Consider the following 25,571-nt stretch of genomic DNA (forward strand, 5'->3'; position numbering starts at 1 on the left):
GTAGACGCGGCGGTTCGCCGTCGCAGTCTACCGATGCAGAAGTCCCACGATCCTGGTATGCGTCCCAACCCTTTGAGAAATGATGACTTTTTTCACCTCAACGGTTGTAACTTCCCCACGTCCCGGTACAATGGCGCCACTCATCGCCTGATGAGCTGCGTTATGGTGGCCCCACCGGTCCCCCCGCATTGATTACCCGTTAACCTGGTCAGGCCCGGAAGGGAGCAGCCACAGCGGGAACATCGAGTGCCGGGGTGTGGCTGGTGGGGCTGCCTCCATTTCAGAGCTTGGAAATTCTCTCCGGCGCTGCCTGAATAGCCTTCGATTACCTCATCGATCTCCACTTGGCCGTTGATTCGCTCGTCGAGGCTAACTTGTCGCGATACATCCTGAGCTTGGGCCTCGATCCCCATGTGATCGATTTCCGTAGTCAAACCGCCCTCAAAGCCCTATGTTCTCTTGCCCACCGTGCCACCAGGCGCGGCCTCGATCGGTCAGGAGACCCTCCCATGAAAGCGCTGCTGCTTCCCCTGTTGGCCTGCACCTTGCCGCTGGCCGCTCACGCCGCGGACATCGCCGCAGTATCACCCTCGCGGCTGGACAGCGTGCTCGAATCCGGCCAACTGCGGGTGTGCATGACCGGCGACTACAAACCCTTCAGCTACTACCGCGCCGACCAGACCTTCGAAGGCATCGACGTCGACCTGGCACGATCCCTGGCCACCTCGCTGGGGGTCAAGCCGGTGTTCGTCAAGACCACCTGGCCGACCCTGCTCGATGACTTCTCCCGGCAGTGCGACGTGGCCCTGGGCGGTATTTCCATCACCACCGAGCGCCTGAAGCGGGTGGCCTTCGCCGAGTCGCACCTGGTCGATGGCAAGGCGCCCATCATCCGCTGCGCCGACCAGGGCAGGTTTCCCGACTTCGCCGCCATCGACCAGCCTGGCACCCGCGCCATCGTCAATCCCGGCGGCACCAACGAGCGCTTCGCCCGCAGCCATTACCAGCACGCCCAGCTGACTCTGCACCCGGACAATGTCAGCATCTTCCAGGAGATCGTCGACGGCCGCGCCGACGTGATGGTCACCGATGCCAGCGAGACGCGCTGGCAGGCCCGCCTGCACCCGGAGTTGTGCCCGGTCAAGCCGGACCAGCCGCTGCAGTACGCGCAGAAGGCGATCATGTTGCCGCGCGGCGACGTGCCGTTCAAAGCCTACGTGGATGGCTGGCTGAACCTGGCCAAGGCCAATGGCGAGTTTGGGCAGATCATGGATCGCTGGTTGAAGCAGTGAAGCCGCGATGAATAGGGCGTTCCCGCCGGCGTGACGAATGCCAGTTCGAAGACCTGTTCCACATCTGCAAGCGCCGCATCTGGACAACTCAAAACGCCCTTGCTAGTTTCCCCAGCCATGTATTTCGAAGTGTAACTAAAAGTCCGCATTTGATACTGAAATGCTATTACTTCGCTCACTTGGCAAGGACGCAATCCTATGAAAAGCCTGCAAGGCCTTCCCAGTCTTATCAGCGCTTCGGTAGGCACTCCCGGCAAGGCGCGTAATGTGCCGACCGATGTCCAGTGCATTCAGTACCTGTTCAACCTGATCGGCGCGCAGATGGGTTTCCCGCTGCCGGAAAACGGCCGTTGCGACAACCAACTGGTGCAGCGCATCAGCCAGTATCAGTTCCGTCAGCTCAAGTACGCGCACCCCGATGGCGTGGTCGATCCCCGTGGGCGTACTTTCAACAGCCTGATCGAACAGGCCGTGCGCGTGCCGGTCAAGCTCAGCCCGGCGCTGCGCCTGCCGACCTTCATCAATGCCTTCGCCAACAACGGCGATGCCCAGGTGCAGGGCACGGTCAACCATTACCTGGACCGTGTGCGGGCGATGATCGAGGCCGAGCGGCGCAATCGGGCGATGGTCCTGCAGGTGACCTGCGACGGCAATACCAGCCTCAGCGACACCGATTACGACAACGCCGCCAAGCAGTTGGGCAACGGTATTTCAGCCAACTTGATCAAGGCCTTCGCCACCGTCGAGTCCGGCGGGCGCTCGGGTTTCGGCCCAGCGAAGCTGCCGGTCATCGCCTTCGAAGGCCACGTGTTTCAGCGCCTGACCAAGCACAAGTACGACCAGACCCATCCGCTGCTGTCGTACAAGTACGTCAAGAAGGCCGGGCCGCAGTGGCAGACCAACAACAAGGACCAGGCCAAGGCCTGGGAGACCATGGCCACGGCCTTCGGCCTGGATCAGGATGCCGCTTTGCAATCTGCATCCTGGGGCATGTTCCAGATGATGGGATTCAATTTCGCCGACTGTGGTCACGCCAACGTGTTCGAGTTCGTCGCGGCCATGAAGCTCAATGCCGGCGCCCAGCTCAAGGGTTTCCTGGGCTTCTGCACCAAGCGCCCGGCCTTCATCAAGGCGGCGAAGAACAAGGACTACGTCGGCATGGCGACCAGCTACAACGGCTCGGACTACGGCGACTACGACGTTCGCATCAGGAAAGCCTACGAGGCCCTCGAAGGGAAGAAATGACATGAGCCATTCGTTCACTCGCCGTTTGTTCGCCACTGCCACCTTGCTGATCGGCGTGGTGGGCGCCGTACAGGCCGACGCCGCCGCCTTCAAGCCCGGCAAATACGACGCGCTGATGCTGGCCGTCACCCCCGATCATCAGGTCGAGGGCTTCTATTCCGAAACCCTTGGCCAGGGCGTGACCCGCACCTGCGCGTTCTACTTCAAGGGGCCGATCCAGGCCGACGGCGTCGCGCCGCTGGCCACCTGGGAACACGACCGGTTCCCCGGTAGCCTCAAGGCCACCGACGACGGCGTAACCCTCACCATCCCCAAGGGTCGCGAGCATTCCGGTTGCCCCAGCGTGATCATGCCGCAGATCGCCACGGGGCTGGATCTGAGCCGTTACGCCGACAAGCCGTGGATCGGCCTGCTGAAGGTCACCGCCGACAAGGCCTACCTGCGCAAGCAGGCCCGTGGCAGCGCCGCCAAGCGCCCCTACATCGTCAAGGACGATGTGGTCGGCGTGCTCGCGGTGAAGGATGGCTGGGCCAAGGTGGAATACCTCAACGACGAGGACCGCTCGTTCACTGGCTGGATCAGCCAGGACCAGTACACGGGGCTGGTCCCGCCCAAGGAGTGAGGCGCCGCACCTGCATTTCTCGGCAAACAGGCTTATGATGCGCCTCTCGCAGCCCACCCATTCCTGAGAGAGGCCTTCAGCATGGATCAGGTCGACGATCTGACCCGCCAGCGCATCCGCGACTGGCAAGCCCGCCGTTTGCTCATCAAGGACCAGATGGCCGCCGAGCCCGAGCGCGTGCTCGAACTGTCCCGCCTGCTCGACCAGATGGAAGAGGAGCACGAGCGCATCCTCGGCGAGGCCACGCAGGGTACCGCCGAAGCGCCGCAGGCGCCCGACACCGCGCCTGTGCCCGGCCTGGACTTTCGCCTGAGCATCTCGGCACGCAATGCCGCCGACCTGCGCCAGCTGCTGAGCCTGGCCTTGCACGAGCTGGACGGCGCGCTCCTCGCCCAGGCCGGCGCGGAGCAGGGGGCGCGGCACGTCTACCCGGGCGGCATGTCCGGCTCGCTGGGCACGTATGCCTACGAGCTGGACGCCAACCCCCATCCCGATTCCGCTGAATGACCGGCGCCGATGCAACCTGAACACTACGATTTCGCCGGTGCGGCGTTCCTGCCGATCAGCCTGGACGTCTGCCAGGGCCTGCTCGAAGACGCCGCCGGGCTGGACGCGCTGGGCGATCCGCAACTCGCGGCGCTGCTGGTGATCCAGAACCTGCCCCAGGCGCGCGAGCAGGTCCTCGACCCGAGTGCGGCCGAGCGCATGCTGGCCAAGCTGCTGCAGTGGTCGGTGCATGGTCCGCGTTCGCCCGGCGTGAGCCTGGCCAGCGAGGCGCGGCGCGTGTTCGATGCCCACCAGCTGTACTTCGGCCTGGAGCTGCTCAAGGGCTCGCGCCTGCACCTGCTCGACGCCGATGAAGTGGCCGAGTGCGCCTATCTGCTGCCCGACGGCACCTGGGACAGCCGTTTCCGTGCGCGACGTCACCAGCGCCACAACCCGTTCAGCCAGCAGGCGGTGACGGGCCTGAACAAGGAGCGCTGGCTCACCGCCGAACAGGACAAGCTGCTGCGCGTGCTGCGCGCCAACCCCGACGAGGACCTGCACGTGCAGGGCTATGCGGGTATCGGCAAGAGCTACCTGCTCGGCGCGTTGATCGACTGCCTGCCCAGGGGCCGGGTGCTGGCCCTGGCGCGCACGCCGAACAAGCTCGACGCCCTGCGCCGGCGCATCGGCGGCGGGCGCCGCGGCAGTACTTTCGGCGACCTTGCCCAGGCCCTGCTCAGCGGGCCTGGACGGGCACCGGCGCGTGCGGTCGCGCGTCTGCCGAGCAAGCGCGCCGTGGCCGAAACCCTGGCCATCATGGGCTTTCGCCAGTACGACGGCGAAAAGACCCTGGACATCTGCCTGGAGGTGCTCAGGCTGTACTGCGAATCGCGCGACCACAGCCTCGGCCCGCGCCATCTGCCGCATTTCGCCCAGGCGCTCTCTAGGGTGGACGGCCAGGTGCTGCTCGAATATGCCAGCCGCCTGTGGACCTACCTGCAGGATCACCCGGCGTGGGATCGCCACACCGGCATCACCACGCTGCTGCTGCTCAAGCGCGCCTGCCTGGCCGGGCACGAGGTGCCGAGCCGCTACAGCCATGTGATCGTCGACGAGAGCCAGGACATGCCCGGCCCGCTGTTGCAGATCATCGAGCGGGGTCGGCAGGTATTGATCACCCTGGGCGACGAGTACCAGCGCGCGGACGGTCCTGGCCTGCGCCGGGGCCGCCAGGTACGCCAGCGCGACATCGCGTTCTCGGTGCGCTGCGGGCCGAAGGTCGAAAAGCTGATCAATCCGCTGATCGGCGTACATTCGAACAAGTCCAAGCTGGCCTTCGAAGGCGCAGGCAGCGTGGACGTGGGGCTGGAGCACTACCCGCTGGATTTCGTCCCGCCACCGGGCTGCGTGGTGCTCACCGCCTCGCACTGGGACTCGATGAAATGGGCGCTGCAACTGGCCGACAATCAATGCCGCATCGGCTTCGCCGACAACGCCGCGATGAAGCGCTTCATGCTCAATGCCGTGCGCCTGTTTCGCGCCGACCTGTACGGCCCGGACAGCGACGAGGAGCCTGCCCACCCGGCGTTCGCCCACACCCTGGACTGGACTCAAGTGCGCCAACAGCACCGCTTCGACGAGTCGTTCCTGTGGGTCGAGGCCCGTCTGCACGAGGGTTTTCGCGTCGCCCAGGTCAATGCGCTGGCCGCGCGCCTGAGCGAGGAGGCCGACCGGCTGCTGCTGATGCCTGCCCACGAGGCGGGAGGGCAGGAGTTCGATCAGGTTTTGCTGACCCAGGAGCTGATGGCGCTCAACCCATTCCAGGACGCCTACGCCTTCGACAACCGCATCTGCGCGGTCTACATCGCCCTGTCACGGGCGCGTCGGCACCTGTACCTGCCCTATGACGTGGACGAATGGGTGGTCTACCACAAGGGCCAGCCATTCAGGCAGGTGCACGGTTACTGAGGTGCGTGTAGAGCGCGGCGCGACGCCGTTGATCTCGTTTGCCGCGCTGCCAGGCCAGGGCGAGCGGTGCAGGGTGCAATTTTGCCCCCGCTCCGCTAGCATTGGCGATCTTCCGCTGGTTCTGGCTGCGATGGTTTTTCGATGAGTTATCAGGTTCTTGCACGTAAATGGCGGCCCCGCTCGTTCCGCGAGATGGTCGGGCAGACCCATGTGCTCAAGGCATTGATCAACGCCCTGGACAACCAGCGGCTGCACCATGCCTACCTGTTCACCGGCACGCGAGGCGTGGGCAAGACCACCATCGCGCGCATCATCGCCAAATGCCTGAACTGCGAGACCGGCATCACCTCGACGCCCTGCGGCACCTGCTCGGTGTGCCGGGAGATCGACGAGGGGCGTTTCGTCGACCTGATCGAGATCGACGCCGCCAGCCGCACCAAGGTCGAGGACACCCGCGAACTGCTCGACAACGTGCAATACGCACCGAGCCGCGGGCGCTTCAAGGTCTACCTGATCGACGAAGTGCACATGCTCTCCACCCACTCCTTCAACGCCTTGCTCAAGACGCTGGAAGAGCCGCCGCCCTACGTCAAGTTCATCCTCGCCACCACCGACCCGCAGAAGCTGCCGGCCACCATCCTGTCGCGCTGCCTGCAGTTCTCGCTGAAGAACATGAGCCCGGAACGGGTGGTCGAGCACCTGAGCCATGTGCTCGGCGCCGAGAACGTACCGTTCGAGCAGGACGCCTTGTGGCTGCTGGGTCGCGCCGCCGACGGCTCGATGCGCGACGCCATGAGCCTCACCGACCAGGCCATCGCCTTCGGCGAGGGCAAGGTGCTGGCGGCCGACGTGCGGGCGATGCTCGGCACGCTGGACCATGGCCAGGTCTACGGGGTGCTCCAGGCGCTGCTCGAAGGCGACGCACGGGCATTGCTGGAGGCCGTGCGCGAACTGGCCGAGCAGGGTCCGGACTGGAGCGGCGTACTGGCCGAGATGCTCAATGTGCTGCACCGCGTGGCCATCGCCCAGGCGCTGCCCGAGGCGGTGGACAACGGCCAGGGCGACCGCGAGCACGTGCTGGCCCTGGCCGCCGCATTGCCCGCCGAGGACGTGCAGTTCTATTACCAGATGGGCCTGATCGGCCGCCGCGACCTGCCGTTGGCGCCCGATCCACGCGGTGGTTTCGAAATGGTGTTGCTGCGCATGCTGGCCTTCCGGCCGGCCGATGCCGACGGCGCACCGACACCGGTGCTAAAGCCGGTGGGGATCAGCCAGGCCACAGCTGATCCTGCCAAGCCGGTGGCCGCGGCGGCCGCCGTGGTTGCAGCCGCCCCGGCGATCGCGGACCTGGAGCCTGAAGCCGATACGGCGCCTGCTGCCGTCGCGGCGGCAGATGCAGCGCCCGTCGCGCCTGAGCGTGAATCCCAGGCAACCGAGGCGATGCCTGCCGACGCCGAGCCTGCCGCCGCGTCGAGCGCTGAGCACGTGACTGATCTGCCATGGGAGGAGCCCGAGGCACCCCAGGTCGAGCAGCGTTCAGCGGACACCGAGCCCCGAGCGAGCACCCCGGCACATGCCGCCCAGCCCGACTACGACGAGCCGCCGTTCGATCCACAGGCCTACGCCTCGGTCGACATGAGCGGTGACGACGACGCCTCGGACGAGGACGACTACGCCCCTGAGGCCGATCCAGCCAGCTTCACCTACCTGGACGAACTGGCCGAGCACGTGCAGGAAACCGAGCCGCTCACGCCGCCCGAACCGCCGCCGGCCTCCAAGCCGGCCACGGGCCTTGCCCTGCAATGGCTGGAATTGTTCCCGCAGTTGCCGGTCTCGGGCATGACGGGCAACATCGCCGCCAACTGCACGCTGATAAGCGCCGAGGGCGACGATTGGCTGCTGCACCTGGATCCTGGGCAGGGCGCGCTGTTCAACAGCACCCAGCAGCGCCGCCTGAACGAGGCGCTCAACCAGCACCTGGGCCGTACCTTGCGCCTGCAGATCGAGCTGATCCGCCCCGAGCAGGAAACCCCCGCCCAGGCTGCTGCGCGCAGGCGCGCCGAGCGCCAGCACGAGGCCGAGGTGTCGATCGAGCAGGACCCGCTCGTCCAGCAGATGATCAAGCAGTTCGGCGCGCGCGTGCGCCACGATACAATCGAACCCGTGGAGGCTGCGCCGAGCGTTTCGCAGCCGTAGAACGAATACCTAGTGCCTGGCCCCGCGCCAGGCGCGCACATCACCCAATCGAGGACTCATCCCATGATGAAAGGTGGCATGGCCGGCCTGATGAAGCAGGCCCAGCAGATGCAGGAAAAGATGGCCAAGATGCAGGAAGAGCTGGCCAGCGCGGAAGTCACCGGTCAAGCCGGCGCAGGTCTGGTCAGCGTGGTGATGACCGGTCGTCACGACGTCAAGCGCGTCAACATCGACGCCAGCCTGATGACCACCGATCCGGACGACAAGGAAGTGCTCGAGGACCTGATCGCCGCGGCGCTCAACGACGCCGTGCGCAAGATCGAGCAGAACAGCCAGGACAAGATGGGCAACATGACCGCCGGCATGCAACTGCCGCCAGGCTTCAAGATGCCGTTCTGATCAGCACCACGTCGCGTACAGGGAGCACGACCGTCCGGTCGCTGCTCCCTTCTTCATTCTGTTCCAGCACAGGCCTGTCCCCATGAGCTTCAGCCCTCTGATCCGCCAACTGATCGATGCCCTGCGCGTGCTGCCCGGCGTCGGCCAGAAAACCGCCCAGCGCATGGCCCTGCAACTGCTCGAACGCGACCGCAGCGGTGGCACGCGCCTGGCCCAGGCCCTGGAGCAGGCGATGGAGGGCGTCGGTCACTGCCGTCAGTGCCGCACCCTCACCGAACAGGACCTGTGCCCGCAGTGCGCCGACCCGCGCCGCGACGACACCCAGTTGTGCGTGGTGGAGGGGCCGATGGATGTCTATGCGGTGGAGCAGACCGGCTACCGCGGCCGCTATTTCGTGCTCAAGGGGCACCTGTCGCCGCTCGACGGCCTGGGGCCGGAGGCCATCGGCATTCCGCAGCTGATGGCGCGGATCGAGGAGCAGGGCAGCTTCACCGAGGTGATCCTGGCCACCAACCCGACGGTGGAAGGCGAAGCGACGGCGCACTACATCGCCCAGTTGCTGGCCGAGAAGGGCCTGACCGCCTCGCGGATCGCCCATGGCGTGCCGTTGGGCGGCGAGCTGGAGTTGGTGGATGGTGGCACTTTGGCCCATGCGTTCGCCGGCCGCCGACCGATTACGCTGTAGTCCTGCAGGCGCAACGGTCGGTCGTGCCTGCAGGGCCTGCGCGCCGAGGTTACTGGCCGCTGTAGATCTGGTCGAACACACCGCCGTCGTTGAAGTGGGTTTTCTGCACCGTACGCCAGTCGCCGAAGGTCTTCTCCACCGAGAGGAAGTCCACTTTCGGGAAGCGGTCGGTGTACTTGGCCAGCACCGTGGCGTCACGCGGGCGCAGGTAGTTCTGCGCAGCGATTTCCTGGGCGGCCGGGGACCACAGGTACTTCAGGTATTCCTCGGCCACCGCCTGGGTGCCCTTGCGCGCGACCACCTTGTCGACCACGCTCACCGGCGGCTCGGCTTCGGCCGACACGCTCGGGTAGACCACCTCGAACTGATCGCGGCCGAACTCGCGGGCGATCATCTCGGCTTCGTTCTCGAATGTCACCAGTACGTCGCCGATCTGGTTGGTCATGAAGGTGGTGGTCGCCGCGCGGCCGCCGGTGTCGAGCACCGGTGCCTGCTTGAACAGCTTGCCGACGAACTCGCGGGCCTTGGCCTCGTCACCCCCTTGCTTGAGCACGTAGCCCCAGGCCGACAGGTAGGTGTAGCGGCCATTGCCCGAGGTCTTGGGATTGGGCACGATCACCTGCACGCCGTCCTTGAGCAGGTCCGGCCAGTCCTTGAGCGCCTTGGGATTGCCCTTGCGCACGATGAACACCGTGGCCGAGGTGAAGGGCGCGCTGTTGTTGGGCAGGCGGGTGACCCAGTCGTCAGGCACCAGCTTGCCGTTGTCGACCAGCGCGTTGATGTCGGTGGCCATGTTCATGGTGATGACATCGGCCGGCAGTCCATCGATCACCGCGCGAGCCTGCTTGCTCGAGCCGCCGAAGGACATCTGCACGTTGACCTTCTCCTTGTGTTCCTCTTCCCAGTGTTTCTGGAACGCCGGGTTATAGTCCTTGTAGAAATCGCGCATCACGTCGTAGGAGACGTTCAGCAGGGTGGGGGCGGCCTGGGCGAGGGTGCCCAGGGTCAGCCCGGCGGCGAGCAGCGAGGCACTGAAGAGTCGTTTCACTGGATGAGTCCTTGTTGTGCGTGAAAGTTTGGCAAACTGCCAGCAACTATAACCGTGTGCTCTGGGGGCCTTAAAGATCAAAACGATCTGGGCTTATGCTGCACCGCTGCGCGGGAACAGCGGGTTGCCGCAGCGGGAGCAGAACGCCGCTGACGGTTCGTGGGTGTTTTTCGCGCAGCTCGGGCAATCGTGGCGCAGCTGTTCGCCACGCATGGCGTTGGCCAGCTCGGCGGTGAAGATGCCCGTGGGCACGGCGATGATCGAGTAACCGATGATCATCACCATCGACGACAGCACCTGGCCCAGCGGCGTCTTCGGCACGATGTCGCCGAAGCCCACCGTGGTCAGGGTGACGATGGCCCAGTAGATGCCTTTGGGAATGCTGGTGAAGCCGTGTTCGGGCCCCTCGATCACGTACATCAGGGTGCCGAACACCGTCACCAGGGTCGAGACGCTGACCAGGAACACGATGATCTTCTGCTTGCTGCCGCGCAGCGCCTCGAGCAGGTAGTGCGCCTGCTTGAGATAAGGGCCGAGCTTGAGTACGCGGAAGATCCGCAACATGCGCACCACGCGCACGATCAACAGGTACTGCGCGTCGCTGTAGTACAGGGCGATGATGCCCGGCACGATCGCCAGCAGGTCGACCAGCCCGTAGAAGCTGAAGGCATAGCGCAGCGGCTTGGGCGAGCAGTACAGGCGGGTCAGGTACTCGGCCAGGAAGATCGCGGTGAAGCCCCACTCGATGCCCGCCAGCAGCCCTGAATAGCTGCGATGCACGGCATCGATGCTGTCGAGAATGACCGTCACCAGGCTGGCCAGGATGATGACCAGCAAGGTCTTGTCGAAGCGTCGGCCGGCCACGGTGTCGGATTGGAAGACGATGACGTAGAGCCGCTCGCGCAGGCTCGCAGGGGTGTCCATAGAAGGTGTTCCACAAGGCGTAGCGGCTGAGCCTATGGCCTGGCCGTCAGCCGTGCAAGCGCGGCGCGCCGCGTCGTCGTCCCAGAGGCGTCAGGTACTCGCCCAGGTGCATCAGCCAGCAGGCGATGACGAAGGGCGCGGTGAGCGCCGGCAGCGCCGCACGCGCGAACAGCGCCTGCACCAGCAGCGCCAGTAGAATCGCGAGCAGGGTCTTGTGGGGCCGCTCGCCCTGGCGGCTGAAGGCCAGAGCGGCGAGGGCGCTATTGAACCCGTACAGCCCCATGGCCGCCGCCTCGCCGTGACCGGCCAGCAGCGCGGCGCCGCCGCCCAGGGTCGAGCCCAGCAGCGCCCAGAGGCCGGCATAGGGATGAGCGATGAGCAGGCCCAGCGCGATCAGCGCGCCAGCCAGAGGGGTGTCCAGCACGAATACCTGCGCTAGTCCGCGCAGTACGCCATGAACCGAGTTGCCCTCTGCTTCCAGGCCGGGTGCCAGCGGGGCGATCGCCAGGGTGGCCCAGCCCAGCAGCACGAAGGGTGCGGTGTAGACCGTGAGCCGGGCACCGCCGCGTCTGCGCCAGTGATGCGTGAGCAGGCTCGACAGGCCGCCCGCCGCCAGGATCGCGGCTGGCAGGATGACCGTCCAGGGCAGTGCCGCGCTCATCAGCAGGCCGATCAGCACGCCGTTGTAGCCGTACAGGCCGGCCTGCCGGTCGCTGCGTGGGTAGCCCCGTCCCTGGGCCGTGAGCAGACCGGCGAGCGCGCCGAGCAGGGCGCCGCCGACCAGCTGCGGGGCACTGAACAGGATCGCCAGCAGGCAGCACAGGCCGCACAGGGGGTTGCGCAGCAGCAGCACTTGGCTGAAGCCGTTGAGCAGTGCCGTGGCCCAGTCGGGGCACGGGTTGACGCTGTCTCTGGTGTACATGGCAGTCTGGAAAAAAGAAGAATGGTGGGCCTCTGCGGGCCTTGGGTTCGCTGATACGGGTGTCACGAGCGCAGCTAGATCAGGGTCTCGATCCTCAGGGTATTGGTGGTCCCCGGCGTGCCGAACGGCACACCGGCGGTGATCAGCAAGGTGTCGCCGCGGCAGGCCATGCCTTGGGCCTGGGCGATCTCCAGCGCCGTGGAGCAGATCTCGTCGACCTGGTGCAGGCGATCGTTGACCACCGAGTGCACACCCCAGGTCAGGCTCAGCCGGCGAGCGGTGCGCAGGTTGGGGGTCAGGTTGAGGATCGGCGCGGCCGGGCGCTCGCGGGCAGCGCGCAGGGTCGAGGCGCCCGACTCGCTGTAGTTGACCAGCACCGCCACCGGCAGGATGGCGCTGATACGGCGGATCGCGCAGCTGATGGCATCCGACACCGTGGTTTCGGCCTTCGGCCGACCCACGTCGAGTTGGGCCTGGTAGTCCGGCCCGTTCTCCACCTGGCGGATGATCTTGCTCATCATCTGCACCGCTTGCAGCGGGTAGTCGCCCGAGGCGGTCTCGGCCGACAGCATCACTGCATCGGCGCCTTCGGCCACGGCATTGGCCACGTCCGTGACCTCGGCACGGGTCGGCGCCGGCGCGAAGCGCATCGATTCGAGCATCTGCGTGGCCACCACCACTGGCTTGCCCAGCTGCCGACAGGTGGCGATGATGCGCTTCTGGATCTGCGGCACGCGTTCGGCCGGTACCTCCACGCCGAGGTCGCCACGGGCCACCATGATCGCATCGGACAGTTCGGCGATCGCCTGCAATTGCGTGACCGCCGAAGGCTTCTCGATCTTGGCCATGAGGTAGGCCCGCTCGCCGATCAACTGCCGCGCCTCCACCAGGTCATCGGGCCGTTGCACGAACGACAGCGCCACCCAGTCCACGCCCAGGGCCAGGCCGAAAGCCAGGTCGCGACGATCTTTCTCGGTGAGCGGGGAGAAATCCAGCAGGGTCTGGGGCACGTTGACGCCCTTGCGGTCGGACAGTTCACCACCGGCCAGCACTTCGGTATCGATGGCCTCGGGATGCTTGGCAGTCACCCGCAGGCGCAGCTTGCCGTCGTCGAGCAGCAGGTCCATCCCCGGCTCCAGGGCGGCGATGATCGGCGGATGCGGCAGATTGACCCGGCGCGCATCGCCTGGCGTTTCATCCAGGTCCAGGCGTAGCGTCTGGCCGGTCTGCAGCTGTACCTTGCCCTCGGCGAAACGGCCGATTCGCAGCTTCGGTCCTTGCAGGTCCATGAGGATGCCCAGTGGGCGGTTGAGCTGGTGCTCCACTTCGCGGATCCACTGGTAGCGCCGGGCGTGGTCGGCATGCTCGCCGTGGCTGAAATTCAGGCGAAACAGGTTCACGCCAGCCTCCACCAGTTGGCGGATGTGCTCGCTGCTGTCCACTGCCGGGCCGAGGGTGGCGAGGATCTTCACTTTCTTGTCGGGCGTCATGGGTGCGGGGCCTCGAGGATCAGGATGGCGCGAAAGTCGTTGACGTTGGTACGCGTCGGCTCGGTGACGATCAAGGCGTCGAGGGCGGCGAAATACCCGTAGCCGTCGTTGTCGTCCAGCGCGGCGCTGCTCGACAGGCCCTTGGCCTGGGCGCGGGCGAAGGTCTCAGGGCTCATGACCACGCCGGCGTTGTGCTCCGAGCCGTCGATACCGTCGGTGTCGGCGGCCAGGGCATGGACCCCTGGCAGGCCCTTGAGGCTGTCGGTCAGGCTCAGGAGAAACTCGGCGTTGCGGCCCCCACGTCCGTTACCGCGCACCGTCACCGTGGTTTCGCCGCCAGAGAGGATCACGCAGGGTGCCTTCAGCGGCTGGCCGTGCAGCACGATTTGTCGGGCGATACCGGCATGCACCTTGGCTACCTCGCGCGCTTCGCCCTCCAGATCGCCGAGGATCAGCGGACTGAAACCGGCCTGGCGCGCTTTCACGGCCGCCGCTTCGAGCGACTGCTGGGGTTTGGCGATGAGCTGGAAATGGCTGCGCGAGAGGGCTGGATCGCCAGGCTTCACCGTCTCCGAAGCTGGATCGCGCAGCCAGTCGCGCACCTTCTGGGAGGCGTCGATGGCATAGCGATCGAGAATCGCCAGCGCCTCGGCCGAGGTGCTGGGGTCGGCCACCGTAGGCCCCGAGGCGATCACCGTGGCCAGATCGCCCGGCACGTCGGAAATGGCGTAGGTGTGCACGGTCGCCGGCCAGCAGGCCTTGGCCAGGCGCCCGCCCTTGATCGCCGAGAGGTGCTTGCGCACGCAATTCATCTCGCCGATGGTGGCGCCGCAGCGTAGCAGCGCCTTGTTGACCTGTTGCTTGTCGGCCAGGGTCAGGCCCGGCGCGGGCAACGCCAGCAACGCCGAACCACCCCCGGACAGCAGGCAGATGACCTGGTCGCCCTCGTTCAGGTCGCTGACCATCGCCAGCATGCGCCGGGCGACGTCCAGACCGGCCTGGTCGGGGACCGGGTGCGCGGCCTCGACCACTTCGATCGCGCGACAACAGGCACCGTGCCCGTAGCGGGTGACCACCAGCCCCGAGACCTCGCCTTGCCAGTGTTTCTCGACCACCTCGGCCATCGCCGCCGCGGCCTTGCCGGCACCGATGACGATGACCCGACCGCTTCTGTCGGTGGGCAGGCAGGGCTCCAGCACCTGGGCGGGATGGGCGGCGGCGATGGCGGTGTCGAGCAGCGCGCGCAGCAGGGTTTGCGGATCGACCGACATGGCGGGCTCCGTGAGTTTCAAATGAGAGGAAAGCCGCGGCAAGCGGCCAGTGTCGAACTGGTCGCCTGCCGTGCGTGGCGTCTACCGAATGGAGAAGTCGGCCATGTGCTCTAGGCCCTTGATCAACGCCGAGTGGTCCCAGTTGCCGCCGCCCAGGGCCTGGCAGGTATTGAACACCTGCTGCGCGTTGGCGGTGTTGGGCAGGTTGATGCCCAGCTCGCGGGCGCCCTGCAGGGCCAGGTTGAGATCCTTCTGGTGCAGGTTGATGCGAAAGCCTGGATCGAAGGTGCCCTTGATCATTCGCTCGGCGTGCACCTCGAGGATCTTCGACGAGGCGAAGCCGCCCATCAACGCCTCGCGCACCCTGGCCGGGTCCGCGCCGTTCTTGGCCGCGAACAGCAGCGCCTCGGCCACTGCCTGGATATTCAGGGCGACGATGATCTGGTTGGCCACCTTGGCGGTCTGGCCATCGCCGCTCCCGCCCACGTGGGTGATGTTCTTGCCCATGGCCTGGAACAGTGCCAGGGCGCGCTCGAAGGCCTGGGCCTGTCCGCCGACCATGATGCTCAGGGTGGCGGCCTTGGCGCCCACTTCGCCACCGGACACCGGAGCGTCCAGATACGCCGCGCCGCCGCGTTCGATCTTCTCGGCGAAGGCCTTGGTCGCGGTGGGCGAGATCGAACTCATGTCGATCACCACCTTGTTCGGGCCCAGGCCCTCGGCCACGCCCTGCTCGCCGAACAGCACGCTTTCCACCTGCGGCGTGTCCGGCACCATGACGATGATGAATTCAGCCTCTTGCGCCACCTCGGCAGGGGTGGCCAGCGCTACTGCGCCTGCCGCCACCAGCTCGGCGGGCGCGGCGGCATGGTGGCTCGAAAGGAACAGGCTGTGGCCCGCCTTCTGCAGATTCTGGGCCATGGGCTTGCCCATGATGCCGGTGCCGATGAAACCGATCTTGGCCATGTGAGATACCTCGTTGTTATTGTCGAATCTCGATGAAGCAGGTGCCACGACTGCCTTGGGCGCGGGCTCACCCACGAAGCGGGCGGTGTCACACGACGTTGTGGGTCTTCAGCCAGCCCAGTCCCGCCTCGGTCGTGCCCTTGGGCTTGTATTCGGCGCCGATCCAGCCCTTGTAGCCGATGCGGTCCAGATGCTCGAACAGGAAGCGGTAGTTGATCTCCCCGGTGCCTGGCTCGTGTCGACCTGGGTTGTCCGCCAGCTGCACGTGGTTGATCAGCCCCAGGTGAGCCTCCAGCGTGCGCGCCAGATCCCCCTCCATGATCTGCATGTGGTAGATGTCGTACTGCAGGAACAGGTTGGCACTGCCCACCTCGGCCTGTATCGCCAGCGCCTGCTCGGTGGTGTTGAGGTAGAACCCCGGAATGTCGCGAGTGTTGATCATTTCCATGACCAGGCGGATGCCGGCACCTTCCAGCTTCTGAGCTGCATAGCGCAGGTTGTCGACGAAGGTCTGGCGAATGCGGGCGTCGTCCACACCTTGCGGGCGAATCCCCGCCAGAGCGTTGACCTGCGTGTTGCCCAGCACCTTGGCGTACTCGATGGCCTTGTCCACCCCCGCGCGAAATTCCTCGACCCGCTCCGGAAGGCAGGTGATGCCCCGTTCACCCGCAGCCCAGTCGCCAGCCGGCAGGTTGAACAGCACCTGTGTCAGGCCGTGGGCGTCGAGCTCGCGCTTGATGTCGCTGGCGCCGAAGTCATAGGGGAACAGGTACTCCACGCCGCTGAAGCCGGCATCGGCGGCGGCCTTGAAGCGGGCCAGGAAGTCCTGCTCGGTGAACAGCATGGACAGGTTGGCGGCGAAGCGTGGCATGGCGATCTCCTTGCACAAGCAAAAGGGGGGGGCTGCCTGGCGCGGCAGGGGTGTCGACGGTCAATCGAGCAGCGAGACGGCGGTGGGGGCGTCGTTGCCGACCAGCGCCAGGTCCTCGAATTCGTTCACCGCATTGATCTCGGTGCCCATGGAAATGTTGGTGACGCGCTCAAGGATCACTTCCACCACAACCGGCACCCGGAACTGTTCGGCCATCTGCTGCGCCTTGCGCAGAGCCGGGGCGATCTCGCCCGGTTCGAACACCCGCAACGCCTTGCAGCCCAGCCCTTCGACCACCGCGACATGGTCCACGCCGTAGCTGCCGGCCTCGCTGGCATTGATGTTTTCGAAGGCGAGTTGAACACAGTAGTCCATCTCGAAGCCACGCTGGGCCTGGCGGATCAGGCCCAGGTAGGCGTTGTTCACCAGTACGTGTACATAGGGCAGGTTGAACTGGGCACCCACCGCCAGCTCCTCGATCATGAACTGGAAATCGTAGTCGCCCGAGAGCGCCACCACCTGACGCGCGGGATCGGCCTTGACCACCCCGAGGGCCGCCGGCACCGTCCAGCCCAGCGGCCCGGCCTGGCCGCAATTGATCCAGTGCCGTGGCTTGTACACATGCAGAAATTGCGCGCCGGCGATCTGTGACAGGCCGATGGTGCTGACGTAGCAAGTGTCCTTGCCGAACACCTGGTTCATCTCCTGGTAGACCCGTTGCGGCTTGACCGGCACGTTGTCGAAGTGGGTCTTGCGTTGCAAGCTGGCCTTGCGCTGCTGGCAGTCCTGCAACCAGGCCTTGCGGCACTTGAGCTTGCCGGCCGCCTGCCATTCGCGGGCCACTTCGATGAACACCTCCAGCGCGGCACCGGCGTCGGAGACGATGCCCAGGTCGGGGGTGAACACTCGGCCGATCTGGGTCGGCTCGATGTCGACGTGAATGAACCGCCGGCCCTCGGTGTACACCTCCACCGAGCCGGTGTGGCGGTTCGCCCAGCGGTTGCCGATGCCCAGCACCAGGTCGGACTCGAGCAAGGTGGCGTTGCCGTAGCGGTGCGAGGTTTGCAAGCCGACCATGCCGACCATCAGCGGGTGGTCGTCGGGCAGGCAACCCCAGCCCATCAGGGTCGGGATCACCGGCACGCCGGTCAGCTCGGCGAAGGCGACCAGCCGCTCGCTGGCATCGGCGTTGATGATGCCGCCGCCTGCCACCAGCAGCGGACGCTCGGCCTCGTTGAGCAGTGCCAGGGCTTTTTCGGCCTGGACCCGCGTGGCGGCCGGCTTGTGCACGGGCAGCGAGGCGTAGGCCTCGATGTCGAATTCGATTTCGGCCATCTGGACATCGAACGGCAGGTCGATCAGCACGGGCCCCGGTCGTCCGCTGCGCATCTCGAAGAAGGCTTTCTGGAACGCGTACGGCACCTGGCCGGGTTCCAGCACGGTGGTCGCCCACTTGGTCACCGGCTTGACGATGCTGGTGATGTCCACGGCCTGGAAGTCTTCCTTGTGCAAACGCGCGCGGGGCGCCTGGCCGGTGATGCAGAGAATCGGGATGGAGTCGGCCGAGGCGCTGTACAGGCCGGTGACCATATCGGTACCCGCAGGACCGGAGGTACCGATGCACACACCGATGTTGCCGGGGTTGGCACGGGTATAGCCTTCGGCCATGTGCGAGGCACCTTCGACATGACGGGCAAGGACGTGATCGATGCCGCCGGCTTTGTTCAAGGCGGAATAGAGCGGGTTGATGGCTGCACCCGGAATGCCGAAGGCCGTAGTGACACCTTCGCGGCGCATGACCAGGACCGCGGCATCGATTGCTCTCATTTTACTCATGATTTGTGCCTCATTAATTTTGTAATTGTATACAAACTGAGTGTTTCACGAGTGTATTCAGGTATGGCTTCGTAGGTCAATGGCTTTCGACCTCTCGTTCATACCGCCTGGAAATTGGGGGAATAATAACTTTGTCGAAAATATTGTATACAAAAATATGTAATAATGTTCTCTATTGATTGACGATTTTCAATCGCCCCTTGGGCCATGCACAACAATAAGAGGACCCACCCATGAACCCATTGACCCTTCACACCGCCAACAGCCTCGTACTGGCCGCCTTGGCGGCAGGCCGCAGGATCGACGCGGCCCCGCTGACGGTGGCCGTACTGGATGCCGGCGGGCACCTGCTGGCCTTGCAGCGCGAGGACGGCGCCAGCCTGCTGCGTCCGCAACTGGCGACCGCCAAGGCCTGGGGCGCCGTGGCGCTGGGCAAGGGTTCGCGCCTGCTGGCGCTGGACGCGCAGCAGCGCCCGGCGTTTTTCGCGGCGCTCAACGGTCTGGGTGGCGGCGCGGTGGTGCCGGCGCCGGGAGGCGTGCTGATCCGCGATCAGAACGGCACGGTGCTGGGTGCGCTGGGCATCAGCGGCGATTCATCGGATATCGACGAGCAATGCGCCATCAGCGCCATCGAGTCAATCGGCCTGCTGGCCGATGGCGGCGTGGTGGTCTGAGCCGCTCGCGCCCGTAGCGCGTAGGAGGTCAGGCGGGTTCCGGCGCGCAGCCTTTGAGCACCAGGCGGATGATGGTCTCGGCGGCTGCGTCGTAATCGCTGTCGGCCAGCTTTGCCTTGCCGGTGACCGCTGCGATCTGCCAATCGAAATCGGCGTAGGTCTGCGTGGCTGCCCAGATACTGAACATCAAATGGTAGGGGTCCACGGGTGCCAGTTGGCCACGCTCGATCCAGCGCTGGATGCACTCGATATTGTGCCGCGCCTGCTCGTTGAGCTGCTCGACCTGCGACGGCGACAGATGCGGGGCGCCGTGCATGATTTCACTGGCGAACACCTTGGAGGCGTGGGGCAGGTCGCGGGAGATGCGGATCTTCGAGCGAATGTAGTGGCTGAGCACCTGCTGCGGATCACCCTCGACGTTGAAGGGCGTGGAGGCCTGCATGATCGGCGCGATGATGCTTTCCAGGACCTCGCGGTAGAGGTTTTCCTTGGATTTGAAGTAGTAGTACACATTCGGCTTGGGCAGGCCCGCCTTGGCCGCGATGTCGCTGGTCTTGGTGGCCGCGAAGCCCTTGTCGGCGAATTCCTCGCTGGCCGCGCGCAGGATCAGTTCCTTGTTGCGCTCGCGAATGGTGCTCATGGTGCTGGACGGTCCTGATGGGGCTGCGAGCGGCGATGGTAACAAATATCCCACGAGGCCCGCACCCACCGTGGCGCTGCGTGCGGCGGTCAGTGCTGCAGCGGCGTAGCGACGACGCAAGGTGCATCCCGGCCAGCGAACCCGTATCCTGCCGCCTCGAAAACAGGAGGCGTGATGAACAGACTGATGGTGCCCGTGGCGATCTTCGTCAGCGTACTGGCGGCCGGCAAGGTGTGCGAGCACCTGGGGCTGAGCGCCAGTTGGACGATCGGGATCAGTTGCCTGGTGGCGATGCTGGTCACAGCGTGCGTGAACCGCTATCAGCGGCGCTGAGCCGACCTTGCGCCGGCCCAGGTCCGGTGCAATCTTTGCAGCACTGTCGGGTCTACGTTGCTGATGCGTGGTGCGAACGGTCGCAGCCGTTCGCCAGGCTCTTCGTTTTCTACTAAGGATCAAAGGACATGGCAGGCAGCAGTTTCTTTGCGTTGCTGGACGATATCGCAGCCTTGCTGGACGACATCTCGCTGATGAGCAAGGTCGCGGCCAAGAAGTCCGCGAGCGTGCTCAGCGACGACCTGGCGGTCAACGCCGAACAGGTCACCGGCATGAAGGCCGATCGGGAGCTGCCCGTGGTGTGGGCGGTGTTCAAGGGGTCGTTGCGCAACAAGGCCATTCTGGTGCCCTGCGCCCTGGTGCTCAGTGCCGTGTTGCCCGCCGCGGTCAAGTGGTTGCTCATGGCCGGTGGGCTGTACCTGTGCTATGAGGGCTTCGAGGCGATCAAGGACAAGTTCGCCCGCGAGCCCTCCGGCGAGCAGGCCCGCTCGACCCGGTCGGTGCCGCGTACCCCCGAAGAACTCGCCGCGTACGAGCAGCGCAAGGTGAAGGGCGCGATCAAGACCGATTTCATCCTCAGCGCCGAAATCATCGTCATCACCCTGAACGTGGTCGCCGAAGCCCCGCTGCATCAGCAGATCCTGACCTTGGTCATCATCGCCTTGCTCATGACGGTGGGGGTCTACGGCCTGGTCGCCGGTATCGTTCGTCTGGACGACGCCGGCTTCGCCCTGGCCAAGTCCAAGGCGCAGGGTGTGTGGGGCCGATGCGTCAAGGCGCTCGGTCGGGGGCTGGTGTCGGCGGCGCCGTTGCTGATGAAAGCCTTGTCCTGGATCGGCACCCTGGCCATGTTCCTGGTCGGCGGCACCTTCATCGGCGAAGGCATTGCGCCACTGGAGCACGCCATCGAGTCGCTTGTCGCCGCCAGCGGCGCCTGGGGGCCGGTGGTCAAGTACGGCCTGTTCGGGGTGATCGGTGCGGTGGCCGGGTGTGTGGTGGCGCTGGTGGTGGGCGGTGTCTCGCGCCTTCGGACCTCCACCGCGCACTGATCGCATCGCAGGCCGTGCGGGCTGCCGGAGCAGCCCGCCACACCCTCAGAAATGCACCTTGACCAGCAGGCTCATGGTGTTCTGGTCGGTGGTGAAGGCATCGCTGTCCTTGATGCCGTACTTGTTGCTCCAGTAATCGTACTCGATCCCCACGTACAACTGCTTTTCGCCCATGTGCAGGGCCTTGCCCAGGTCGTACTTCACCTGCGGGTTGAAGTGCAGGTTGGCGTGGTAGGTGCCGCGACGGTTCTGGTCGTTGTCCACCACCCAGTCCATGTAGCCGTCGATGAGCAGGTCCGAGTCGCCCAGCGGCAGGGTGTAGCCCCACACCGGGGTGATCTGCCAGACATGATCGCCCGGCCGGCTGCCATCGGTGGTGCGCTGGTAGAAGTTGAGCTGGAAGTAGTCGAAGCCCGGCACCGCCAGGTCGAAGCCCGGACCGATCAGGTAGGCTTCGCTGTCGCCTTCGCCGAACTCGTAGGTCATGGCCAGCAAGACATCGGTCACCGGGCCGAAGGCCAGCTTCTGGTCGAAGATCTTGCCGAACGACAGGCGCGGGGTGATTTCGCCATAGTAGGTGTTGGCGCCCTTGCTGCTGTCCTTCTTGCCTTGATAGAAGATCTTGTCGACGAACAGGAAGTTGTCCCCGTACTTCCACGAATCGACGTGCTCGAAGGTCAGGGTCTGCTGGGTCTCGGGGTTGACCTTGAAATTTTTGCCCCAGAGGTAGGTCAGGCTGTTGTTCTGCCAGTTGAGCAGATCGCCGGCCTGTCCGGTGGCGCAGGTGAGCAGGCCGCCGGCCAGCATCAGGCTGTTGAGAATACGCATTGGATGTTTCGCTCCCTTGATTGGATAAGTAGCGGCGCTCGTTTCGGCGCCTTTTTTTCTGTCTGTCTGGTCAGTTTTGACGCATGGGCCGCAGTTCCCTGGCAAGTGCCGAGCCAACATCGGGTGTTGGTCGCGGCCATCCTGCTCGACAGCGTTCTGAACAGTTGAACAAGGGGGCTGCTGGCTGGCAGAACATCGACCAACCGCCCGAATTCATTGACTGAGCGGTCAGTGGACGCGGGCAGCATCCGGTCTGCCCTGAGCGAGGGGGCGCGCAGATTACTGGCTTGCGCGCCGGGCCTCAAGTGCTCCTTCCTGGAGCGGGGTGTCGCAAAATTGGGCGTTCGGTCAGGTTGTCCGAGTGCGCTTGGAATCTGGCCACTCGGCGAGGCCAGGACCGACGCGGTCCGGCCAGGGTTCAGTGGCGATCACATGCCAGGTTGTGGGCTGCCCGCTCGGCGCCGCCGAGAATGTTGAACAGCAGGTTGAGCAGCAGGGCGCTGAGGGTCGCCATGGCGATGCCGCTGTGGGTAATCGGCGCCATCCACAGCGGCATCTGTGCGAAGAACTCCGGACGCACCACCGGGATCAGGCCGAAGCCGACGCTCACGGCGATCAGCAACTGGTTGCGCCGATCGGCGATGTCCGCCTCCTGCAGGATCTTGATGCCCGTGGCGGTGACCATGCCGAACATCGCGATCGACGCCCCGCCCAGGACCGCCGGCGGAATCGAGGCGATCAGGAACGCGGCCTTGGGCAGCAGGCTCAGCCCGATCAGCAGTGCGCCGGCCACCGCCGTCACCGAGCGACAGCGCACTCCGGTCATCTGCACCAGGCCGATGTTCTGGGCGAAGGACGAATGGGTGAAGGTGTTGAAGAACCCGGCCACGAACGATGCTGCGGCGTCGCACAGCAAGCCACGGCGCAGCAGGCGGGGCGTCACCTCGCGTTCGGTCACCTTGCCCAGCGCCAGGAACATGCCGGTGGACTCGACGAAGATGATCACCACCACCAGGCACATGGACAGGATCGGCGCCAGGCTGAAGGTGGGCAGGCCGAAGTGCAGGGGGGTGACCAGCTGCAGCCAGGGCGTTCGCCCCAGTCCGTCGAGATCGACCATGCCGATGGCGCCTGCCAGGATGTAGCCCAGCCCCATCCCCACCAGCACCGAGACATTGACCCAGAAACCGCGCATGAACCGGTTGATCAGCAGGATCACCGCCAGCACCAGCCCCGCCACCATCAAGTAGACGGGCGCGCCGAACGCTGTCGCCTGCTGACCGCCGCCGGCCCAGTTGACCGCCACGGGAAACAACGACAGGCCGATGGAGGTGATCACCGTGCCGGTCACCAGCGGCGGGAAGAAGCGCACCACCCTGGACATGAACGGCGCGATCAGCAGGCCGAACACGCCGGCGGCGATGGTCGCGCCGAAGATGCCTGGCAGGCCGACACCCGGCATGCCGGCCATGGCCACCATGCTGCCGACCGCAGCGAAACTCGCGCCCATCATCACCGGCATGCGAATGCCCACCGGCCCGATGCCCAGCGACTGCACCAGGGTGGCGACGCCGGCCACCAGCAGGTCGGCATTGATCAGGAAGGCGACCTCTTCACGCGGCAGTCCCGCCGCCTGGCCGATGATCAGCGGCACGGCGATGGCGCCGCCGTACATGAGCAGCACATGTTGCAGCCCCACCAGGATCAGCTGAAACAGCGGCAACGCCTGACGCGGTGGCGCAGCAGGACTCTGCGCCAGGGATGACTCGGACATGCAGCACCTCGGATCTTGTTCTTGTTTTGGGGGTGGCGGGGCACTGGGCGATTGGCGACTGGAAGCGGCTGCCAGTCGCCTGCCTGGCCAGGCTTGCCGCCTGGCCTGCCTATCGCCGGCACTCGCCGGGGCTCATCTCAGTTGACTGCAGCACCCTTGGCGATCCAGTCACCGACCAGCTTGCGTTCTTCCACGGTCATCTGGGTGATGTTGCCCAGCGGCATGATCTGGCTGGCCACGGCCTGGGCCTGGATGCGCGCGGCCTGGGCCTGGATCTGCTGCGGGGTGTCGAACATCACGCCGGCCGGCGCCGTGCTGAACAATGGGCTGGTGGGCCTGGCCGAGTGGCAGACGGTACAGCGCTCCTGGATGACGTGATGGATCGCCTCGAAGTTGCCGGGCGCGGCCTCGGCGCTGGCCTGGGCCGGTGCCGGTGCCGCCTGTGCCTGCGCCTGCGCCGCCTTGGCAGCTTCCTCGGCGCGGTGCTCGGCGGCGGTCTTGCCGCCGACGGCGCTGGCGGGCAGCGGCTGGTACTGGATCGGCGCTGCGGCCTGCTCGGGTGCTGTGGGCAGCGGCATGGGCGCGGTGACGTAGGCCAGGCAGATCATCGCCAGGGCGCCGGCTGGCAGGGTCCAGGCATACTTGTTGCTGGCATGACGGGTATTGAAGTAGTGCCGTACCAGCACTGCTGCCACGGCGATCCCGGCCAGGATCAACCAGTTGTACTGGCTGCCGTAGGTGCTCGGGAAATGGTTGCTGATCATGATGAACAGCACTGGCAGGGTGAAGTAGTTGTTGTGCCGCGAACGCAGCAGGCCCTTGGCCGGAAGCAAGGGATCAGGCGTCTGGTTGGCAGCGATCGCCGCCACCAGCTGGCGCTGGGCCGGCATGATGATGCGGAACACGTTGCCGACCATGATGGTGCCGATGATCGCGCCGGTGTGCAGGTAGGCGCCACGGCCGCTGAACACCAGGCTGAAGCCCCAGCAGGCGGCGATGATCAGCACGAACAGCACGGCGCCGAGCAGCGCAGGGCGCTTGCCCAGTGGCGAGTCGCAGAGCAGGTCGTAGACGAACCAGCCGGCGATCAGCGAGCCGATGCCGATGGCCACGCCCTCGGCGCCGCTCAGGCTGCTGCCGGGCGCCAGCAGGTAGAGGGTCGGGTTCCAGTAGAACACCACGCACAGCAAAGCGATACCCGACATCCAGGTGAAATAGGCTTCCCATTTGAACCAGTGCAGGTCATCGGGCATCTTCGGTGGCGCGAGCTTGTATTTCTCCAGGTGGTAGATGCCGCCACCGTGGATCGCCCACAGGTCGCCCGAAAGCCCGTCACGCGGATTGCTGCGGTTGAGGTTGTTCTCCAGCCAGACGAAATAGAACGATGCACCGATCCAGGCCACGCCGGTGATCATGTGAACCCAGCGAATGCTCAGGTTCAGCCATTCGTGAAGATGTGCTTCCACAGTATGTACCTCTGCCGGTCACCGGCAGGCTGCGGACCCGTGATGACCGACCTTCTCTTATTGGTGGGGATCGAGGATCAACATCTGCTCCTCGGGGAAGTAATGCTCGTCGCAGTTGTTGCCGGAACCACTGCGATCAACCACCAGGAAGTCATCCCGCTTTTCGATCGTCAGCACCGGGTGGTGCCAGACGCCGCGATGGTAATTGACGCCCTGCCTGCCGTTACTGCGGAAGGCGCGGACCAGACCCGATACAGGTGCATCGCCAAGAGGCGCGACCGCGATCAGAAAGGGGTTGCCGAGCAGCGGCATGAACGCCTGGCTGCCCAGCGGATGGCGCTCCAGCATGCGAATGGTCAGCGGCATTTCCAGGGCCTGGGCGCGGAAAATGCTGATGATCGCCTGATCTTCCGGCTCGGCGGTCTGCACCGTGACGAGCTTGTGGAAGCGCATGGTCGAGCCATTGTTGATCATGAAGTGGTCGCTGCCGTCGGTTTCGATCACGTCACCGAAGGCGGCGAAGGCTTCTTTGGTCAGGGGCTCGATCATCAGGGTACGCATGCTGGGTTCTCTTGTTCGTTATGAG

General features: G+C 65.4%; 24 protein-coding genes and 1 other RNA gene. 12 read left to right on the forward strand and 13 right to left on the reverse strand.

The window, feature by feature from the left end:
* The first annotated feature begins 172 nt into the window (after window positions 1-172).
* The 9 genes from ffs to recR all read left to right on the forward strand — a co-directional run bounded on the left by ffs (window position 173) and on the right by recR (window position 8,893).
* An RNA gene (gene ffs, locus IAE34_RS20190) (signal recognition particle sRNA small type) lies at window positions 173-269 on the forward strand.
* A gap of 240 nt (window positions 270-509) precedes the next feature.
* The gene (locus tag IAE34_RS20195) at window positions 510-1,292 is read left to right on the forward strand and encodes a transporter substrate-binding domain-containing protein (RefSeq protein ID WP_200140718.1); all 783 of its coding nucleotides are present in this window, start codon (window positions 510-512) and stop codon (window positions 1,290-1,292) included.
* Between the two features lie 198 nt (window positions 1,293-1,490).
* Window positions 1,491-2,537: an N-acetylmuramidase family protein gene (locus IAE34_RS20200; RefSeq protein WP_200140719.1), complete on the forward strand. Its 1,047-nt coding sequence runs from the start codon at window positions 1,491-1,493 to the stop codon at window positions 2,535-2,537.
* Window position 2,538: 1 nt separating this feature from the next.
* Window positions 2,539-3,159 (forward strand): hypothetical protein, encoded by a 621-nt coding sequence (locus IAE34_RS20205; RefSeq protein WP_233631264.1) that lies wholly within the window; start codon window positions 2,539-2,541, stop codon window positions 3,157-3,159.
* An 81-nt stretch (window positions 3,160-3,240) separates the two neighbouring features.
* A complete protein-coding gene (locus tag IAE34_RS20210; protein WP_200140720.1) occupies window positions 3,241-3,666 on the forward strand; it encodes a hypothetical protein in 426 nt (141 codons plus the stop codon).
* A 9-nt stretch (window positions 3,667-3,675) separates the two neighbouring features.
* Window positions 3,676-5,613: a hypothetical protein gene (locus IAE34_RS20215; protein WP_200140721.1), complete on the forward strand. Its 1,938-nt coding sequence runs from the start codon at window positions 3,676-3,678 to the stop codon at window positions 5,611-5,613.
* A 141-nt stretch (window positions 5,614-5,754) separates the two neighbouring features.
* Window positions 5,755-7,809: a DNA polymerase III subunit gamma/tau gene (gene dnaX, locus IAE34_RS20220; protein ID WP_200140722.1), complete on the forward strand. Its 2,055-nt coding sequence runs from the start codon at window positions 5,755-5,757 to the stop codon at window positions 7,807-7,809.
* Window positions 7,810-7,872: 63 nt separating this feature from the next.
* Complete coding sequence (locus IAE34_RS20225; protein WP_200140723.1) at window positions 7,873-8,208, forward strand: YbaB/EbfC family nucleoid-associated protein; 336 nt, start codon at window positions 7,873-7,875, stop codon at window positions 8,206-8,208.
* A gap of 82 nt (window positions 8,209-8,290) precedes the next feature.
* Window positions 8,291-8,893, forward strand: a complete 603-nt coding sequence (gene recR, locus IAE34_RS20230; RefSeq protein ID WP_200140724.1) for a recombination mediator RecR — start codon at window positions 8,291-8,293, stop codon at window positions 8,891-8,893.
* A 49-nt stretch (window positions 8,894-8,942) separates the two neighbouring features.
* On the opposite strand, the gene IAE34_RS20235 is transcribed toward recR, so the two are convergent.
* The 8 genes from IAE34_RS20235 to gcl form a co-directional block, all read right to left on the reverse strand.
* Window positions 8,943-9,941 carry a sulfate ABC transporter substrate-binding protein gene (locus tag IAE34_RS20235; RefSeq protein ID WP_200140725.1) on the reverse strand — a complete coding sequence of 333 codons (999 nt, stop codon included), beginning with the start codon at window positions 9,939-9,941 and terminating at the stop codon, window positions 8,943-8,945.
* 93 nt (window positions 9,942-10,034) lie between these two features.
* Window positions 10,035-10,865, reverse strand: a complete 831-nt coding sequence (locus IAE34_RS20240) for an ion transporter (protein ID WP_200140726.1) — start codon at window positions 10,863-10,865, stop codon at window positions 10,035-10,037.
* Between the two features lie 46 nt (window positions 10,866-10,911).
* Window positions 10,912-11,787: an urea transporter gene (locus IAE34_RS20245; protein WP_200140727.1), complete on the reverse strand. Its 876-nt coding sequence runs from the start codon at window positions 11,785-11,787 to the stop codon at window positions 10,912-10,914.
* Window positions 11,788-11,861: 74 nt separating this feature from the next.
* Window positions 11,862-13,277: a pyruvate kinase gene (pyk, locus tag IAE34_RS20250; protein WP_200140728.1), complete on the reverse strand. Its 1,416-nt coding sequence runs from the start codon at window positions 13,275-13,277 to the stop codon at window positions 11,862-11,864.
* Window positions 13,274-14,548, reverse strand: coding sequence for a glycerate kinase type-2 family protein (locus IAE34_RS20255; protein ID WP_200140729.1), 1,275 nt, complete (start codon window positions 14,546-14,548; stop codon window positions 13,274-13,276). Before IAE34_RS20255 ends, pyk begins: the two co-directional genes overlap by 4 nt.
* A gap of 81 nt (window positions 14,549-14,629) precedes the next feature.
* A complete protein-coding gene (locus tag IAE34_RS20260; RefSeq protein ID WP_200140730.1) occupies window positions 14,630-15,514 on the reverse strand; it encodes a 2-hydroxy-3-oxopropionate reductase in 885 nt (294 codons plus the stop codon).
* An 88-nt stretch (window positions 15,515-15,602) separates the two neighbouring features.
* Window positions 15,603-16,385 carry a hydroxypyruvate isomerase gene (gene hyi, locus IAE34_RS20265; protein WP_200140731.1) on the reverse strand — a complete coding sequence of 261 codons (783 nt, stop codon included), beginning with the start codon at window positions 16,383-16,385 and terminating at the stop codon, window positions 15,603-15,605.
* A gap of 60 nt (window positions 16,386-16,445) precedes the next feature.
* Window positions 16,446-18,221 carry a glyoxylate carboligase gene (gene gcl, locus IAE34_RS20270; RefSeq protein ID WP_200140732.1) on the reverse strand — a complete coding sequence of 592 codons (1,776 nt, stop codon included), beginning with the start codon at window positions 18,219-18,221 and terminating at the stop codon, window positions 16,446-16,448.
* A 233-nt stretch (window positions 18,222-18,454) separates the two neighbouring features.
* Here gcl and IAE34_RS20275 point away from each other — a divergent pair, with 233 nt between their 5' ends.
* A complete protein-coding gene (locus IAE34_RS20275) occupies window positions 18,455-18,895 on the forward strand; it encodes a GlcG/HbpS family heme-binding protein (protein WP_200140733.1) in 441 nt (146 codons plus the stop codon).
* 28 nt (window positions 18,896-18,923) lie between these two features.
* On the opposite strand, the gene IAE34_RS20280 is transcribed toward IAE34_RS20275, so the two are convergent.
* Window positions 18,924-19,535, reverse strand: coding sequence for a TetR/AcrR family transcriptional regulator (locus tag IAE34_RS20280; protein ID WP_200140734.1), 612 nt, complete (start codon window positions 19,533-19,535; stop codon window positions 18,924-18,926).
* Window positions 19,536-19,709: 174 nt separating this feature from the next.
* Between IAE34_RS20280 and IAE34_RS20285 the strand changes: the two genes are divergently transcribed.
* Window positions 19,710-19,868: a hypothetical protein gene (locus tag IAE34_RS20285; protein ID WP_200140735.1), complete on the forward strand. Its 159-nt coding sequence runs from the start codon at window positions 19,710-19,712 to the stop codon at window positions 19,866-19,868.
* Window positions 19,869-19,996: 128 nt separating this feature from the next.
* Window positions 19,997-20,917: a DUF808 domain-containing protein gene (locus IAE34_RS20290; protein ID WP_200140736.1), complete on the forward strand. Its 921-nt coding sequence runs from the start codon at window positions 19,997-19,999 to the stop codon at window positions 20,915-20,917.
* A gap of 45 nt (window positions 20,918-20,962) precedes the next feature.
* Here IAE34_RS20290 and IAE34_RS20295 read toward each other — a convergent pair whose 3' ends face one another.
* The 4 genes from IAE34_RS20295 to IAE34_RS20310 all read right to left on the reverse strand — a co-directional run bounded on the left by IAE34_RS20295 (window position 20,963) and on the right by IAE34_RS20310 (window position 25,546).
* Window positions 20,963-21,745, reverse strand: a complete 783-nt coding sequence (locus IAE34_RS20295) for an outer membrane protein OmpK (protein WP_200140737.1) — start codon at window positions 21,743-21,745, stop codon at window positions 20,963-20,965.
* Window positions 21,746-22,163: 418 nt separating this feature from the next.
* On the reverse strand, window positions 22,164-23,519 hold the full coding sequence (locus tag IAE34_RS20300; RefSeq protein WP_200140738.1) for a nucleobase:cation symporter-2 family protein: 1,356 nt from the start codon (window positions 23,517-23,519) through the stop codon (window positions 22,164-22,166).
* A gap of 137 nt (window positions 23,520-23,656) precedes the next feature.
* Window positions 23,657-24,985: a urate hydroxylase PuuD gene (locus IAE34_RS20305; protein ID WP_200140739.1), complete on the reverse strand. Its 1,329-nt coding sequence runs from the start codon at window positions 24,983-24,985 to the stop codon at window positions 23,657-23,659.
* A 57-nt stretch (window positions 24,986-25,042) separates the two neighbouring features.
* A complete protein-coding gene (locus IAE34_RS20310) occupies window positions 25,043-25,546 on the reverse strand; it encodes an ureidoglycolate lyase (RefSeq protein ID WP_200140740.1) in 504 nt (167 codons plus the stop codon).
* Window positions 25,547-25,571: the final 25 nt, after the last annotated feature.

Origin of the sequence: Pseudomonas sp. S30, assembly GCF_016518545.1 — a bacterium.
Classification (GTDB): Bacteria; Pseudomonadota; Gammaproteobacteria; order Pseudomonadales; family Pseudomonadaceae; genus Aquipseudomonas.